Origin of the sequence: Tateyamaria omphalii (assembly GCF_001969365.1) — a bacterium.
GTDB lineage: Bacteria > Pseudomonadota > Alphaproteobacteria > Rhodobacterales > Rhodobacteraceae > Tateyamaria > Tateyamaria omphalii_A.
Genome location: NZ_CP019312.1, coordinates 3,370,498 through 3,385,114, shown reverse-complemented (window position 1 = coordinate 3,385,114; position 14,617 = coordinate 3,370,498). Strand labels below are relative to the sequence as shown.

Sequence of the window (14,617 nt, the reverse complement as noted above, 5' to 3'; positions counted from 1 at the left end):
GCGATGAAACAGGAATGGCCCCTTTGGGAAGTATTCATACGCGGTCAACATGGCCTGTCGCATCGCCATGTCGGCTCGCTTCATGCGACAGATGCCGAACATGCGATCCAGAATGCGCGCGACGTGTATACACGTCGCAAGGAAGGAGTGAGCATTTGGGTGGTGCCCGCAACCGACATCACCGCGTCGTCGCCCGAAGACAAGGGATCGCTCTATGACCCGGCGGATGACAAGGTGTATCGCCACCCGACCTTCTTTGACATTCCAGACGATGTGGGGGCGATGTGAGCATCGCAGGTCTTATCCGGATGGGAGACAACACGCTGGTTCTGGGCCAGCGCGTGTCGGAATGGTGCGGACACGCCCCTGCGCTGGAAGAGGACATTGCGCTGGCCAACACGGCGCTGGATCTGATCGGGCAAACGCAGTTGTGGTTGGGGCTGGCGGCAGAGCGTGAGGGTTCCGGTCGGACGGCCGATACGCTGGCCTATCACCGGGACGCGTGGGACTTTCGGAACCTGTTGCTGGTCGAACAGCCGAACCGGGATTTCGGCGTGACGATGATGCGCCAGTTTCTGTTCGATGCCTGGCATCTGGAGGCTTTGACCGCGCTGTCATCGCACGAGGACGCGGAAGTCTGGGCGATCGCGCAGAAGTCGGTGAAGGAGGTGACGTATCACCGCGAACGCTCTTCCGACACCGTCATCGCGTTGGGTGATGGAACCGAGGAGAGCCATGCGCGGATGCAGGCGGCGCTGGATCGGTTGTGGCCTTATGTGGGCGAGATGTTCAGCACCGATAGCGACGATCTGACGGACATGGCGGCGCTGCGACCCGCCTTTGACGCTTATATAGAGACTGTTTTGGCGCAAGCGACGCTAACGCGACCCGACAGTGACTTTGCCCATATGGGCGGGAAAACCGGGGCGCGCCACACCGAGCATCTGGGCCATATGCTGGCCACCATGCAGGTGCTGCCCCGCAGCTATCCGGACGCGACATGGTGACGACGCGCGCCTCTGTGGATGAAGTCTGGATCTGGCTGGCGGCTGTGCCGGACCCGGAAATTCCCGTGATCTCTCTGGTCGATCTGGGGATCATCCGCGATGTGCAATGGTTGGGCGACACTCTGGAAGTGACCGTGACACCCACCTATTCCGGTTGCCCGGCGACCAGCATCATCAACATGGAGATTGAGGCGGCGTTGCGGGCTCAAGGGATCGAAAACCTGTCTCTAAAAAGGCAGATTGCGCCGCCTTGGACAACTGATTGGATGACCGACACCGGCAAGGCCAAGCTGGAACGCTATGGCATCGCGCCACCGCAACCGGCGGGTGGGCCGAAACGCTGCCCGCATTGTCGGTCTGAGAACGTCGAAAAGATCAGCCAGTTCGGATCGACCCCGTGCAAAGCGCAATGGCGCTGCACCGACTGCCTGGAACCCTTTGACTACTTCAAGTGCATTTGAAAGGAGCCAGTAGCGATGACCGAAGCGACAGCATCACCCAAGGCCGTGGTCAAAGCCTATATCACAGGCACCAAGACGCGGGACATCGACCTGTTGAAATCCATCTTTCAAGACGATGCAATCATGACCGGTTGGCTCGGGCCTGACCTGCTGCACGGCAGCCCAGAGCCTTTCTACGGCGCGCTTGAGGCGAATGAGGTTGGCGACGACTACCGTGCCGAGGTCACTGCGCTGCAAGTCGATGACAAGATCGCTACAGCGTCGATCAAGGAGCAGAACCTGCTAGGCATGTCGTTCGACAACCATTTCCAGATTGTGCAGCTCGACGACGGCACGTGGCGTTTGTCAGCCAAATTGTTCCGACACTACTGACCGCAGATCATGGCGCAGTTTTATACCCTGAAAGTGACCGATATTCACCGCACCATCCGTGATGCGGTGGTGCTGACGTTGCAACCAGATGACCCGGAGGCGTTTCGCTTTGTCCAGGGGCAGTACCTGACCTTCAAACAGGATTTCGAAGGGACGGAGCTGCGTCGGAACTATTCGATCTGCGCGGGCCTTGATGACGGTCGGTTGCAGGTGGGGATCAAGCGGGTGGATGGAGGCGCGTTTTCGACTTTTGCCAACACCGCATTGAAGGTCGGCGATACGCTGAAGGCGATGCCACCAATGGGCAGTTTCTATACTGAAATAGAGCCTAACAGGGGCAAGTCGTACCTGGGCTTTGCGGGCGGATCGGGGATTACCCCCGTCCTGTCGATCCTGAAAACGGTGCTGGCGCGTGAGCCGGACAGCACCTTTACCCTCATTTACGCCAATCGCGCGGTCCACACGATCATGTTCCGCGAGGAACTGGAAGATCTGAAGAACCGCTATATGGGGCGGCTGACCCTGATCCATGTGCTGGAAACCGGGCAGGACATAGACCTGTTCTCGGGCCGGGTGGATCAGGAAAAATGCGCGCTGCTGTTCAAGTCCTGGATCAATATTGCAGCGGTCGACACCGCCTTTATCTGCGGGCCGGAGCCGATGATGCTGGCCATTGCCGAAGCGTTGGAGGCGCATGGTCTGACAAAGGATCAGATCAAGTTCGAGCTGTTTGGCGCGGGTCAACAGGGGCGCCTCGCCAAACAGGCCGTGAGTGCGCGGGCCGCAGGTGCGTCGGAGACGACGGTGCAGATTACCCTCGACGGTACGACCCATCAGATGGAGATGGCCAAGGATACCTCGGTGTTAGAGACTGCTTTGGCCAATGCTCTCGACGCGCCATTTGCTTGCAAAGCGGGTGTTTGTTCGACCTGCAAGGCCAAGGTGACGCAAGGCGAGTACGAGATGCTGACCAACCACGCGCTTGAGGATTACGAGGTTGAGGCTGGGTTCGTTCTGACCTGTCAGTGTTATCCCATCAGCGACACGCTCAACATCGACTACGATCAACACTAGGGGGCCATCATGCGCCAGGTTCATTCGTTTGCCGCGGGGGCGTGGGTGCCGCCGGGGCTTGGCGCGCGGCCCATTGCCAGCGCCGTCACCGGTGATGTGATTGCCGAGGCGGGGAACGACGCGTTGGATGTGCGGGGCATGCGCGCCTATGCACGCGATGTGGGCGGCCCGGCCCTGCGGGCGATGAAATTTCATGAGCGCGCCAAGATGCTGAAGGCGCTGGCGCTGTACCTGCGAGAGCATCGGCAGGCGCTGTATGACCTCAGCTTTGACACGGGCGCCACGCAGGCGGACCACCTGATCGACGTGGATGGGGGCATCGGCACGATGCTGGTTTTTGCCTCGAAAGGGCGGCGCGAGATGCCGGATGCACAGGTGTATCTCGACGGCCCGCCCGAGCAATTGGGGCGGGGCGGTCAATTCTTTGGCCAGCACATCTGTACCCCGTTGCAGGGGGTGGCGGTGCACATCAATGCCTTCAACTTCCCAGTCTGGGGTATGCTGGAAAAGGTCGCGCCGACCTTGCTGGCCGGCGTGCCTGCCATCGTCAAACCGGCGACAGCGACGTCCTATGTGACCGAGGCGTGCGTGCGGCTGATGATCGGCAGCGGCTATCTGCCTGACGGTGCGTTGCAGCTGGTGTCGGGTGGTGTGGGCGATTTGCTGGACCATCTGGATTGTCAGGATGTGGTGACATTTACCGGCTCGGCAGACACCGCGCGCGGGCTGCGGGGCAATCCAAACCTCCTGAACAACGCGGTGAGGTTCACAGCGGAGCAGGACAGTTTGAATGCGTCGGTTCTTGGACCGGATGCGGGGCCGGGCACGCCCGAGTTCGATCTGTTCGTGAACGAAGTGCAGCGCGAGATGACGGCCAAGGCCGGGCAGAAGTGTACGGCCATCCGGCGGATCATGGTGCCCGAAGCGCATGTGGAAGCCGTGATCGCCGCGATCAAGCAGCGGCTGGCCAACGTGACCATTGGTGACCCTCGGGCTGAGGGCACAAAAATGGGCGCACTGGTCTCTAACACGCAGAAAAACGACGTTATAGAGAAGGTGGAACAGATCGGGGCAGAGGCGGAGCGGGTGTTCGGCGATCCCGCTGATTTCGCGATGTCCGACAGCCGGGGCGCGTTTCTGCCGCCCATGTTGTTTCACTGTGCCGACCCGGATGCCGCACAGGCCGTGCATGATGTCGAAGCGTTCGGCCCCGTGTCGACCGTTATGCCATACCGCGATCTGAACCATGCCGCGGCGCTGCTGAACCGGGGCAAGGGCTCGCTGGTGGCATCGGTCATCACCCATGATGGCGATGTGGCACGCGAGATCACTATGGCCTCAGCCGCGTTCCACGGGCGGCTCTACTTCAACAACCGCGACAGCATGGCAGAGGCGACGGGGCACGGTGCGCCCCTGCCGCATATGGTGCATGGCGGGCCAGGGCGGGCTGGTGGTGGCGAAGAGCTGGGCGGTATTCGTGCGGTCAAACACTATATGCAGCGCACAGCCATTCAGGGCAGCCCGGACATCCTGACGAGCATCGGGCAGCGATGGGTACCAGGGGCGGCGGAGGCGGCGGACAAACCGCATCCATTTAGGCGGCCCTTTGGCGATCTGGTGCTGGGCGACACGTTCAACAGCCCATCGCGCAAGATCACGCTCGACGATATCGAGACCTTTGCCCATTTCACCGGCGACACGTTCTATGCGCACATGGACAACGACGCGGCCAAAGCGAACCCGTTCTTTCCGGGCCGTGTGGCGCATGGCTATCTGCTGCTTAGCTTTGCGGCAGGTTTGTTCGTGCAGCCCGATCCGGGGCCGGTGCTTGCCAATACAGGCCTCGACAATCTGCGCTTCATGAAGCCGGTTGAGGCGGGCGACAGCATCAAGGTGCGCCTGACGGTCAAGGCCAAGACGCCGCGCAACGATGAATACGGCGAGGTCCGTTGGCACGTGACATTGACCACCCAAGATGATGATGTGGTGGCTGAGTACGAACTGCTGACCATGAATGCCCACTGACACCTATTCCGAAGCGCTGCGCAGCCTGAGTGACCTTGGCCCCTTGCGGGTTTGGTCCCTGTTAGTGACTGTTTTTGGCGACCTGGCACCGGACCGGCCACTGGATGGGCCGACGTTGTCTGCCGTCATGGCAGAGATCGGGATCAAGCCCGAAGCGTCGCGTGTCGCCCTGCACCGCTTGCGCAGCGACGGGTGGGTCACGTCGGTCAAGAAGGGGCGCAACAGTCTGCACAGCCTGACTCCCAAGGGTCGGACGGACAGTGATGCCGCGCGTGGACGCATTTACGGAGACGATCAGACAAGCGAGGCCGTCGTTGTTCTGACGCACGGGATGGTGGATCTGGACCTCACTGCATTCGCGCAAGTCGCGCCCCGCGTGTTCCTGTGCAATCCGGCCCAACCGCTGCCGTCGGACGCAATGCGTTTGACCCCGGACAGCCTGCCGAACTGGCTGGGTCCTCAGATCGAGACGGAGACGATGCGCGATGCGTACAAGTCCCTGCACGCGGTCCTCGTTAACATAGCCGAAGAGCTGGACAATGGGCTGAACCCGATCCAAATCGCGGCCCTGCGCGTCCTGATCGTGCATGCGTGGCGGCGGCTGACGTTGAAGCACCCGCATTTGCCACGGGCCGCGCATTCTGCCGATTGGCGCGGGCATGATTGCCGAGCCCTCGTTCTGAACCTGCTCAACCGCTATCCGCGCCCCGATTTGGATACGATCAAACCTGCCTAAACCCGGCTTTCCCAACTGGTCAACGCGCGTTATAGCGGGCCCATGACGAACCATTTGCATATTTCCGACCTGCCGGACGACCTTGATCTAGGGCCTGTCGTGGCCATTGACTGCGAAACCATGGGTCTGAATCCCCACCGTGACCGGCTGTGCGTCGTGCAGCTTTCGGGCGGCGACGGCAACGCGCATATCGTCCAGATCAAGCTGGGCCAGACCGAAGCACCGAACCTGTGCCGCCTGCTTGAAGACCCCGATGTGCTCAAGCTGTTTCACTTTGGCCGCTTTGACATCGCGGCCATGCTGAACGCCTTTGGCGCTGTCACAGCGCCTGTCTATTGCACCAAGATCGCAAGCCGCCTGATCCGCACCTATACCGACCGGCACGGGCTGAAAAACCTGTTGCAGGAAATGCTGGGCATCGACATTTCGAAGCAGCAGCAATCCAGCGACTGGGGCGCCGACACGCTGACGGATGCACAATTGGAATATGCGGCATCAGACGTGCTGTACCTGCACAAACTGCGCGTCGTGCTGAACGAGCGGCTGGAACGTGAAGGGCGGATGGAGATCGCGCAGGCCTGTTTCGACTTTCTGCCGATGCGGGCCCGCCTTGATCTTGCGGGATGGCCCGAGACGGACATCTTTGCCCACTCATGAACAGCAAGACGCCCTTTCTCGACACCGCGCGCCGCGTGATTCGGACCGAGGCCGAGGCGCTTGGCGTTCTGGCCGACGGGCTGGATGACAGGTTTCGCACTGCCATTGACGTTCTTCTGAACGCATCGGGCCGTGTGATCGTCACGGGGATCGGCAAATCCGGCCATATCGCGCGCAAGATCGCGGCAACACTGGCCAGCACCGGAACACCGGCGCAATTCGTACACCCGGCAGAGGCAAGCCATGGCGATCTGGGCATGGTGACGCGGGCCGACGTTGTGCTGGCCATTTCCAATTCGGGCGAGGCGCCGGAACTGGCCAACATGATCTCGTTTTCGCGCCGGTTCGACATCCCGCTGATAGGGATCACCAAGGCGCCGAAGAGTGCATTGGGGGTCGCATGCGATGTCGTCCTGCAATTGCCGGATCTGGGCGAGGCATGCGGCACGGGTGTCGTGCCGACGACGTCTACAACACTCACGCTTGCGATGGGTGATGCGCTGGCCGTGGCACTGATGGAGCACCGGGAATTTACCGCCGAACATTTCCGCGAGTTTCATCCCGGTGGCAAACTCGGCGCGCAGCTTGCCCGCGTATCCGACCTGATGCACATAGGCGCAGCCATGCCGCTGGTCACAGAAGACACGACGATGGCCGATGCACTGCTTGAGATCAGCGAAAAGGGTTTTGGCGTTGTGGGCATCACGAACGAAGCCGACCGTTTGGTCGGGATCATCACCGATGGTGACCTGCGGCGCCACATGAGCAACGGCTTGCTGGACTTGAAGGCGAAGGAGGTGATGACCATCTCACCAAGAACAATCGGCCCGGATGTCTTGGCACAGGAAGCCGTCAGCATCATGAACGGGCGCGCAGGTGAAAGATCGGTGACGTGCTTGTTCGTGGCCGAGGACAACAACGGCAGCACGCCCAAGGGTCTCATTCACATCCACGACTGCTTGCGCGTGGGACTGGGGTAAGGACATGGCATGGACAGGTATTCTAAGCTCGTCGCCTGGCTCAAGGTGCTGCTGCCCCTAGCGGCGCTTGCCCTGCTGTCCACACTGTTTCTGCTGTCGCGCAACATCGATCCGGTGTCGTCCGTCCCCTTTGCAGAGACCGAGATCCAGGAACGGCTGCAAGGTCAGCAAGTGACGGCCCCATTCTTTTCCGGCACGTCCAGTAGTGGCGACCGTATTTCCGTCTCTGCCGGGACGATGGCAACGGCGGATGGTCAGAACAACGCTGCTACGGACCTCGCCGCGCATATCGACCTTGCTGGAGGCACACGCGTGGTGCTGTTTTCGGATCGCGGTGCATTTGACATGATGCGTGGCGCGTCATCGCTGGAAGGCAATGTCGTGATCACTACTTCCACCGGGTACAAGCTGAACTCCGAAGAGCTGTTGACCGACTTCGAGAGGATGACGGTTGAATCGCCAGGGCCCGTGAACGGCACTGGCCTGTCCGGGACTTTGAAGGCAGGGCACATGCGGCTTGAAAAACCCGACGGCGGCGAGACTGCCCAATTGATTTTCACAAACGGCGTAAAGTTGATATACCGCCCACAAGATTTGGAAGAAGAATAGACCCGTGACTTTTTTGCGTGCCATAGCCTGCCTGATCCTGATGGGTCTGATCTCACCTCTTTATGCACAGGGCACGCAAGTGGCCTTTGGCTCCATCCAACAGGACACATCGGCCCCGGTCGAGGTCAGCGCGGATGAACTGAACGTGGATCAGGACACAGGCGCAGCAGTATTCACAGGCAATGTCGTCATCGGCCAGGGCGAGATGCGCTTGTCCGCCCCGCGCGTTCTCGTGATCTACCGTGAGGACCAGGCTGGAATCGAACGGATGGAAGCCACGGGAGGAGTCACGCTGGTGTCCGGTCCGGACGCTGCCGAATCGCGGCGTGCGGATTACAGCATCGACACCGGACTGATCGTGATGACGGGGGATGTTCTGCTGACCCAGGGGCAAAGCGCCATCGCTTCCGAAAGGATGACGGTCAACCTCGAAGACGGGACCGCACGCATGCAAGGCAGCGTCAAAACGATCCTGCAAACTGGCAACAACTGATGGCGGCCCCAGATCTGAAAGTGGCTGAGGGGTCATCCGGACTGCGCATTTCGCACTTGAGGAAATCCTACCGCAAGAAGCTGGTGATCCGTGACTTTTCCATGGAACTGAACCGGGGCGAGGTTGTCGCACTGCTGGGCCCGAACGGGTCGGGCAAGACCACCACATTCTATGCCGTGGCCGGGTTGGTGACTGCCGAAGGAGGGACCGTCACGTTGGATGGGACCGATGTCAGCAGCCTGCCCATGTACCGGCGTGCACAGATGGGCATCGGCTATCTGCCTCAGGAAATGAGCATCTTTCGCGGCCTGAGTGTGCAGGACAATATCCTTGCCATCCTCGACATCACCGAACCGGACCGTCACAAGCGGCGCGAACGGCTTGAGGAGTTGTTGAGCGAGTTTTCGATCGAGCATTTGCGCCGCGCACCCGCGCTGGCCCTGTCAGGGGGCGAACGGCGGCGGGTTGAAATTGCGCGCTCATTGGCGGCCAATCCGAAATATCTGCTGTTGGACGAACCCTTTGCCGGGGTTGATCCGATCTCGGTCGGGGATATTCGCCATCTGGTCGCTGATCTGAAGAAGCGTGGCATTGGAGTGCTGATCACGGACCATAACGTGCGCGAAACACTCGAGATTGTGGATCGGGCGTACATCTTGCATGACGGGCAAGTTCTGATGTCAGGAACGCCTCAAGACGTCGTTCAAAACGAGAATGTGCGCCGTGTCTATTTGGGCGAAAACTTCCGTATCGGGTGAGCAACGGCATGCGTGTTCAATCCGCTTTTCATTGACTCGAGGTGCACTTTTGGCGTGCAATAGGGTCATGGCTTCTACGCTGTCCCAGATTTGCTACATCGTCGCCCCGTCGAGGGGTCTTGACATAGATCAGGGTCACAACAGGCCTATTCCGCAATTCTGAACGCATGTGCGCCGCCACGGTCGCGGCGCTTGTGCACGTGCATTGCGGACACATCAGAAGGAGCAAGAATGCAGTATCAAATCAGTGGCAAACAGATCGACATCGGCGAAGCGCTGCAAACCCATGTTCGGGACGATTTGGGGGCGGTTGTCCAAAAATATGCCGAACGTCCGACCAACGCCCAGGTGGTGTTTTCCAAGTCAGCACATGAATTCGTCTGCGAAGCAACGGTGCACCTGTCCACCGGCCTGACGGCTCAGGCCAAGGCCCATGCCACTGAAATCTATGCCGCTTTTGACGGCTGTTCGGAGAAGATGGAAAAGCAGTTGCGCCGCTACAAGCGGCGGCTCAAGGACCATCACAAGGAACGCGCACAGCCGGTTGAACTCTCCGGCGCGGCCTCTTATATCCTCGCTTCTGACGTAGGCGCAGACGACTCGGAGCCCGAGACGCTGCAGCCGATGATCGTGGCCGAGATGGAAACCAAGATCCCATCCCTTTCGGTCGGTGAAGCGGTCATGCAAATGGAATTGGCGGGCGCCCCTGTGCTGGTGTTCCGGAACGAAGGGAAAGACGGGCTGAACGTAGTCTACCGTCGCGAGGACGGGAACATAGGCTGGATCGACCCGTAAGGGATCGGTGTCACGACGCACCGACAAGCGAGCAGAATGACTTTTGGGACCCTTTTGACACCCGAGGCGGTTAAGGTTGTGACCTCCGCCTCGTCCAAGAAACGGCTTTTTCACGAGATCGGCGATCTCGCGCAGGGGGCCTATGACCTGAATGCTGCCTTGGTGGTCGAGTCTCTGATCGCGCGAGAAGCGTTGGGGCCAACGGGTGTGGGCCACGGTGTGGCCCTGCCCCACGCGCGAATTGACGGGATTTCGGACGTCATCGGGGCTTTTGTCCTGCTCGACAAACCCATCGACTTTGACGCGGTTGATCGTCAGCCGGTTGACATCGCTTTTGCCCTATTTGCGCCTGAAGAAGCTGGCGTCGAACACCTCAAGGCACTGGCACTGGTGTCGCGCACCCTGCGTGATCCAGCCATCTGCACCAAGCTGCGCGCGAACCCTGATGCCAGCACGCTATATGCGATCCTCAACGAGGCGAAACCGGCGCAAGCCGCCTAGGCTGCCGTCCAATCCGTGAACCCGAACATCAGGTAGTCGCGCGTATAGGCAGCGCGGCACAGCTCTTCGATCTGCGCGTCATAGATGTCGATAAGTTGGTATGGCGCGTCCATGCCCGCTGGGGCGAGTTCCGGGGCCGACGCGAGGCCGACAGTTGCACCCAGTTCTGCGAATTCATGCGCCATGGTTTCACGCCGGATCAATCTGTCCGGCAGAACGAACTCCGCAAACCCTTCGATCGACTTGGCCTGGCTGGCCCAGTCTGGGTCGACGCGCACCGAGGTCTGCCCGTTTAGATTGGCCTTCAAGAACCGAAGGAAAGCGGCAAACGCATCGCGGTGCGCCACTTTGTCATAGGAACTATCGCTGGGATCATCGGGCAGCGCCATCTTGTACCGTTTGCCCAAAACAGAGCGAATTCCGGCATAACCGCCCTTGCCGGTATTCAGGATACGGTGGCAGAACACAGCGTGCGCTCGCTCCAGCGGATGCCGCAACACGCTGAAACTCCGGTGGCCCGGATGCGACCGCATCCAATCTCGCATTTCGTTTTGCGACAGTTTCGAAGCCGGCTTGCCTCCCTCGGTCCCGTCAATTGCCTGCATCCAGCGCAACGCCTGATCCTCGGGCCAGCCACGGATTGGCAGGTACATGAGCGGCACTGTTTGACTGGCGAAATAGGTGGGGACCGCCGCGCCGCGCCGCGGCTCGAAATTCGGGGTACGGGTCAGGTTGAAACGATCCAGGCCCGACAAGGCGTCGGTCATGTTGGTGAAGTTGCTCACCTTGTCTGACATTGCGCTTGGGTTCTGAACTTTCAGGCTCTTGTCGAGCGCCTCAAGGGTGCTGTCGACGCCCAGCCATTTGGCCAGACCATTCATCACGTCCAAATTCTGCAAGTCTTCGTAAGCGAGGTAAAACGCCGTCTGGCCTGTGGCCTGCAACCGATTCAGCAACGTGACCTGAAACTCCTGAAGCGCGCCGAGATGCGCGACGAATTCATGGGCGTCGAAGGTCGCCTTGCTGTCCTTGCGCGCCTTGGCGTCGGTCAGTTTCCATTGGCCCGTTGCCTGCGCGATCTTCCAGGACACGTAGCTGTCGACCGGGTTTCGGGTCAGCACAACCTTGGCGCATTTCGGGTCCTCGACAATCTTGTCGAAGATGCGGGGATCGTGGTCGTGGAAGTAGCGGAAGCCACTTAAACCCGGCGCCTTTCGGATTTCGCGCAACAGAGTCTTGGGGTCGTTATCCCGCGCGGCCAGGGTTACGCCCAGGATGTCATCGCTTTTCGGATATCCGATAAAGAAGGGGTTGAACGCCTCTCCGTGGCACGAGATGCCGTCAAATGCGTTCAGGTTCGTTTCGAGAAAATTGGACCCCGTACGCATCTCTGCGAACACAACGAAGTAGTCGAAAATGGCCATATGAGGTTAACGCACCAAGTAGGGTTTGCGTGGCCGGTCCTGGGCCGCCTTCGGGCCAAGTGCCACGGGGAAATCACCCATCAGATATGGGTGCATGCCCTGGTTTTTCAGATTCTGCAGGAATTGGCCGAACCCGGTCAGGTTCGTGAGCTTGGGGACTTCGGACAAACGCCGGGTACGGGTCAGGCCAATCTCGTCCAGGATGCCTTGCAAGGGTTCCATCGGCGCTTCGACAAACTCGGCCATGGTCCAACTGCGAATACGCGCCTTGGCGTAGGGCGATCGCAACACGTCCAAATGGTCGCTTTCGATCTTCTGCAAGCGCGCCGCTTCTTTCCGGATATCCATGAAATTCAGGTTGGACCGGAACAACGGGACAGACCAGGCCCCAGAGATGACAGAGATCTGAGCGTTCGGATCTTTCGCCACTTTCCAGATGATGTCCTGGTTGTCGTCGGGGCCGAACTGAAAGCACTGCCGCTCGCCCCGCGTGTTCCAGATCAGGTTGGTCAAAAACGCATCCGCATTGTAATCGCGCGCCTCGGCGCTGTTGCTGAGCGCACCGTTGAGAGTGGCCTCTCCATCTGCAAATTCGACGCGATCAGGGTGGAACAGATGGCCATGCACACGCGCACCGGTTGCCTTGGCCAGCCAGGGCTCGAAATTCTCGAAGATTTCGGTAAAGCCCTGGAATACTGAATAGGGCGCCGCTGTGACGCCGTTTTCCCAGTCTTCATTCGGAAACCGGCTCTGCATGTAAAGCCCCGCGCGCCCGCGTGTCCGACGTTCGACAGCCTTGGCAAAGATGCGGTCGATCTTGCCCGGATTTGGTTCTGTCCGTTTCATTGCTCCTGCGGGATCCGTCAGAAACGCATCATACAGACGGTTGGCATGCGGCCAAATCTTGCGCGCGACAAAGCAGTCCGACCGGCGCAAAAGCTGCAGGTGGTCGTCATAGAAAATGTGCGGTTTGCCCTGAAAATCGAACTTGGACAGCGTCAGGGACCGGCTTTCGATCTCGATAGAGTACTGCCGCGCCAGCGTTTGGTAATAGCTTTCGTCGGGGATCCACACCTGCTTAAAATAGGCGTCGTATTCCTTGCGGTCCGGGCCTTGTAGGATTGCCGACAGCGTTTGCCGTGTCAGACACCACCACTGGCTGCCCATGTGCGGGACAATGCCCGCCGGGATCTTGCGTTTCATGCCAAGTTTGCGCTGCAGGTCGACATACTTGTCAAACAGCAACCGGTTCCGCTTCCATGAAAACGGGAAGCGCAGGGTAAAGCGTTCGTGGTCCAGCCCGCCAACGGTCCATGGGACGTCAGCGGTGGTCGCGCTTTCGATAAAGTCCGTCCTTGGGCGGTCGGCAAGGTAATCCACCAGCTCATCGACAGGACGCAAGGGCAAGCACGAGCCAGATGCAAGGTAGACATGCCGCACATCCGCAAACTCCGCCAGCATCATCTCTGACGCCGCCTGACTGGCGGCAACGATGCCCCACGTGCCCCATTCACATCGGAACCGTTTGGAAAACTTGATGATCGGCACGTCGGATAGCGCTTTGGCAAAGGCGTTGTAGGTCTGCCTTGGCACGTTCACATCGACATGGATGACCACCGGACATCCGCCCGTTGCCCAGTAGCGCGCAGCCTGTTCAGCACGGTCCAGGGCAGTATGGACCAGCATGACGATGCCGACACTCACGCCCAATTCCCCTTCGACATGAGGCCCAAAATCTCAAGTTGGCGCCAGTTGATATATTTTTCAGACCATTTGCACCACAGATCAGGATCATCTCGCAGGGTCGCAGCGTAAGCTTTGTATTCAACCGACGCGGCGTAGTGCTGCTTGCGTGCCAGCTCCTCCGCCGCCTTGGTCGTGAACGTGTCGAGAAACTTGGCGTGCAGCAGAACGCCCGACGCTTTCTCACCCCCCCACTCGTCAAAAACCTGGTTCAAACCGCGCGGCAGCAGCATGTGGGTCGAACTGGCATAGGCATAGCGTCGGTCCCACTTGACCAACGGTATCTTGTTCAGCGCGGGCGCCCGGGCCGGTTCCTCAGGGAAAAAGACACGCGCCCGCGGGCCGCCCTGAATCCACAGATTGCCCAGCGCATGGTTCTTGGAAATCGTGTAATTGCCACTGTCAAACCAGCTCGCGATCTCCATCGGGTTCTGACCGGCAGAGTAGGGTTGCGCATCGAGCCGCCCTTTTGGATACATATCCAGCAGCATGGCCGAAAACGACTTGATCGATGAGGCGTCCAACCAGTCGGTCAGCGCGCGCAAGGGCCGCGTGTCGCAAAACGGATAGACCAGGAATTCATCCGGATCGACAACCAGCGTCCAATGGCCGTGCCCGTATTTCATTTGCAACCAATTCAGCCAATCGACGCCAAAACGCGAGCGTTTGTAGCTGTTCTTGGTTGACCAGACGGACACATCGGGCTGGTCTGCAAGATAGTCGAGCGACCCGTCCGTACTGTCATTGTCCACGATCAGGAAATGATTGATCCCCATCTCGCGATAGTAGTTCAGGAAATAGGGCAGCCGGATCGCTTCGTTCCGCTGCGTCGAGAAACACAAAAGGTCGGACGGGCGGATACGGTCGGTACGATTTACGATGCGCGACAATTCCCGACGCTTCCGGAATGCCCGGATACGCCACCGCTTGCGCTGAAGCCTCAGCCTATATGACTGCCAAGCGCCCAAAGTGCCCCGTCCTC

17 protein-coding genes are annotated in these 14,617 nt (G+C 59.7%); 14 read left to right on the top strand and 3 right to left on the bottom strand.

The window, feature by feature from the left end; translation table 11 throughout:
- Positions 1-3 precede the first annotated feature (3 nt).
- The 14 genes from paaB to BWR18_RS16925 all read left to right on the top strand — a co-directional run bounded on the left by paaB (position 4) and on the right by BWR18_RS16925 (position 10,468).
- Positions 4-288 (top strand): 1,2-phenylacetyl-CoA epoxidase subunit PaaB, encoded by a 285-nt coding sequence (gene paaB, locus BWR18_RS16990; protein ID WP_076629618.1) that lies wholly within the window; start codon positions 4-6, stop codon positions 286-288.
- Positions 289-308: 20 nt separating this feature from the next.
- On the top strand, positions 309-1,007 hold the full coding sequence (gene paaC, locus BWR18_RS16985) for a 1,2-phenylacetyl-CoA epoxidase subunit PaaC (RefSeq protein ID WP_076630386.1): 699 nt from the start codon (positions 309-311) through the stop codon (positions 1,005-1,007).
- Positions 1,001-1,468: a 1,2-phenylacetyl-CoA epoxidase subunit PaaD gene (gene paaD, locus BWR18_RS16980; RefSeq protein WP_076629617.1), complete on the top strand. Its 468-nt coding sequence runs from the start codon at positions 1,001-1,003 to the stop codon at positions 1,466-1,468. Before paaC ends, paaD begins: the two co-directional genes overlap by 7 nt.
- Positions 1,469-1,483: 15 nt before the next feature.
- Complete coding sequence (locus BWR18_RS16975) at positions 1,484-1,840, top strand: nuclear transport factor 2 family protein (RefSeq protein ID WP_076629616.1); 357 nt, start codon at positions 1,484-1,486, stop codon at positions 1,838-1,840.
- A gap of 9 nt (positions 1,841-1,849) precedes the next feature.
- Positions 1,850-2,914, top strand: coding sequence for a 2Fe-2S iron-sulfur cluster-binding protein (locus tag BWR18_RS16970; protein ID WP_076629615.1), 1,065 nt, complete (start codon positions 1,850-1,852; stop codon positions 2,912-2,914).
- A 9-nt stretch (positions 2,915-2,923) separates the two neighbouring features.
- Positions 2,924-4,939 (top strand): phenylacetic acid degradation bifunctional protein PaaZ, encoded by a 2,016-nt coding sequence (gene paaZ, locus BWR18_RS16965; RefSeq protein WP_076629614.1) that lies wholly within the window; start codon positions 2,924-2,926, stop codon positions 4,937-4,939.
- The gene (locus BWR18_RS16960) at positions 4,929-5,675 is read left to right on the top strand and encodes a PaaX family transcriptional regulator C-terminal domain-containing protein (RefSeq protein WP_076629613.1); all 747 of its coding nucleotides are present in this window, start codon (positions 4,929-4,931) and stop codon (positions 5,673-5,675) included. The genes paaZ and BWR18_RS16960 overlap by 11 nt, the downstream gene beginning before the upstream one ends.
- Before the next feature lie 42 nt (positions 5,676-5,717).
- Complete coding sequence (locus tag BWR18_RS16955; RefSeq protein WP_076629612.1) at positions 5,718-6,332, top strand: ribonuclease D; 615 nt, start codon at positions 5,718-5,720, stop codon at positions 6,330-6,332.
- Complete coding sequence (locus BWR18_RS16950) at positions 6,329-7,312, top strand: KpsF/GutQ family sugar-phosphate isomerase (RefSeq protein WP_076629611.1); 984 nt, start codon at positions 6,329-6,331, stop codon at positions 7,310-7,312. Before BWR18_RS16955 ends, BWR18_RS16950 begins: the two co-directional genes overlap by 4 nt.
- 9 nt (positions 7,313-7,321) lie before the next feature.
- Positions 7,322-7,921: a hypothetical protein gene (locus BWR18_RS16945; protein WP_076629610.1), complete on the top strand. Its 600-nt coding sequence runs from the start codon at positions 7,322-7,324 to the stop codon at positions 7,919-7,921.
- Between the two features lie 40 nt (positions 7,922-7,961).
- Positions 7,962-8,414: a lipopolysaccharide transport periplasmic protein LptA gene (gene lptA / locus BWR18_RS16940; protein WP_172839429.1), complete on the top strand. Its 453-nt coding sequence runs from the start codon at positions 7,962-7,964 to the stop codon at positions 8,412-8,414.
- Positions 8,414-9,172: an LPS export ABC transporter ATP-binding protein gene (lptB, locus tag BWR18_RS16935; protein WP_076629608.1), complete on the top strand. Its 759-nt coding sequence runs from the start codon at positions 8,414-8,416 to the stop codon at positions 9,170-9,172. The genes lptA and lptB overlap by 1 nt, the downstream gene beginning before the upstream one ends.
- A 231-nt stretch (positions 9,173-9,403) precedes the next feature.
- On the top strand, positions 9,404-9,967 hold the full coding sequence (gene hpf / locus BWR18_RS16930; protein ID WP_076629607.1) for a ribosome hibernation-promoting factor, HPF/YfiA family: 564 nt from the start codon (positions 9,404-9,406) through the stop codon (positions 9,965-9,967).
- Positions 9,968-10,003: 36 nt separating this feature from the next.
- Entirely contained in the window at positions 10,004-10,468 is a 465-nt protein-coding gene (locus BWR18_RS16925) for a PTS sugar transporter subunit IIA (RefSeq protein ID WP_076629606.1), read from the top strand.
- Here BWR18_RS16925 and BWR18_RS16920 read toward each other — a convergent pair.
- Genes BWR18_RS16920 through BWR18_RS16910 form a run of 3 tightly spaced genes read right to left on the bottom strand, consistent with a single transcriptional unit; the run spans position 10,465 to position 14,603 of the window.
- Positions 10,465-11,892: a nodulation protein NodH gene (locus BWR18_RS16920; protein WP_076629605.1), complete on the bottom strand. Its 1,428-nt coding sequence runs from the start codon at positions 11,890-11,892 to the stop codon at positions 10,465-10,467. The genes BWR18_RS16925 and BWR18_RS16920 overlap by 4 nt on opposite strands.
- Before the next feature lie 6 nt (positions 11,893-11,898).
- Positions 11,899-13,596: a DUF5927 domain-containing protein gene (locus BWR18_RS16915; protein ID WP_076630385.1), complete on the bottom strand. Its 1,698-nt coding sequence runs from the start codon at positions 13,594-13,596 to the stop codon at positions 11,899-11,901.
- Positions 13,593-14,603 (bottom strand): glycosyltransferase family 2 protein, encoded by a 1,011-nt coding sequence (locus BWR18_RS16910; protein ID WP_076629604.1) that lies wholly within the window; start codon positions 14,601-14,603, stop codon positions 13,593-13,595. The genes BWR18_RS16915 and BWR18_RS16910 overlap by 4 nt, the downstream gene beginning before the upstream one ends.
- Positions 14,604-14,617: the final 14 nt, after the last annotated feature.

Excerpts from the sequence above, each read along its gene's own strand:
- paaB (WP_076629618.1), top strand. The coding sequence starts at position 4 with ATGAAACAGGAATGGCCCCTTTGGGAAGTATTCATACGCGGTCAACAT.
- paaC (WP_076630386.1), top strand. The coding sequence starts at position 309 with ATGGGAGACAACACGCTGGTTCTGGGCCAGCGCGTGTCGGAATGGTGC.
- paaD (WP_076629617.1), top strand. The coding sequence starts at position 1,001 with ATGGTGACGACGCGCGCCTCTGTGGATGAAGTCTGGATCTGGCTGGCG.
- BWR18_RS16975 (WP_076629616.1), top strand. The coding sequence starts at position 1,484 with ATGACCGAAGCGACAGCATCACCCAAGGCCGTGGTCAAAGCCTATATC.
- BWR18_RS16970 (WP_076629615.1), top strand. The coding sequence starts at position 1,850 with ATGGCGCAGTTTTATACCCTGAAAGTGACCGATATTCACCGCACCATC.
- paaZ (WP_076629614.1), top strand. The coding sequence starts at position 2,924 with ATGCGCCAGGTTCATTCGTTTGCCGCGGGGGCGTGGGTGCCGCCGGGG.
- BWR18_RS16960 (WP_076629613.1), top strand. The coding sequence starts at position 4,929 with ATGCCCACTGACACCTATTCCGAAGCGCTGCGCAGCCTGAGTGACCTT.
- BWR18_RS16955 (WP_076629612.1), top strand. The coding sequence starts at position 5,718 with ATGACGAACCATTTGCATATTTCCGACCTGCCGGACGACCTTGATCTA.
- BWR18_RS16950 (WP_076629611.1), top strand. The coding sequence starts at position 6,329 with ATGAACAGCAAGACGCCCTTTCTCGACACCGCGCGCCGCGTGATTCGG.
- BWR18_RS16945 (WP_076629610.1), top strand. The coding sequence starts at position 7,322 with ATGGACAGGTATTCTAAGCTCGTCGCCTGGCTCAAGGTGCTGCTGCCC.
- lptA (WP_172839429.1), top strand. The coding sequence starts at position 7,962 with ATGGGTCTGATCTCACCTCTTTATGCACAGGGCACGCAAGTGGCCTTT.
- lptB (WP_076629608.1), top strand. The coding sequence starts at position 8,414 with ATGGCGGCCCCAGATCTGAAAGTGGCTGAGGGGTCATCCGGACTGCGC.
- hpf (WP_076629607.1), top strand. The coding sequence starts at position 9,404 with ATGCAGTATCAAATCAGTGGCAAACAGATCGACATCGGCGAAGCGCTG.
- BWR18_RS16925 (WP_076629606.1), top strand. The coding sequence starts at position 10,004 with ATGACTTTTGGGACCCTTTTGACACCCGAGGCGGTTAAGGTTGTGACC.
- BWR18_RS16920 (WP_076629605.1), bottom strand. The coding sequence starts at position 11,892 with ATGGCCATTTTCGACTACTTCGTTGTGTTCGCAGAGATGCGTACGGGG.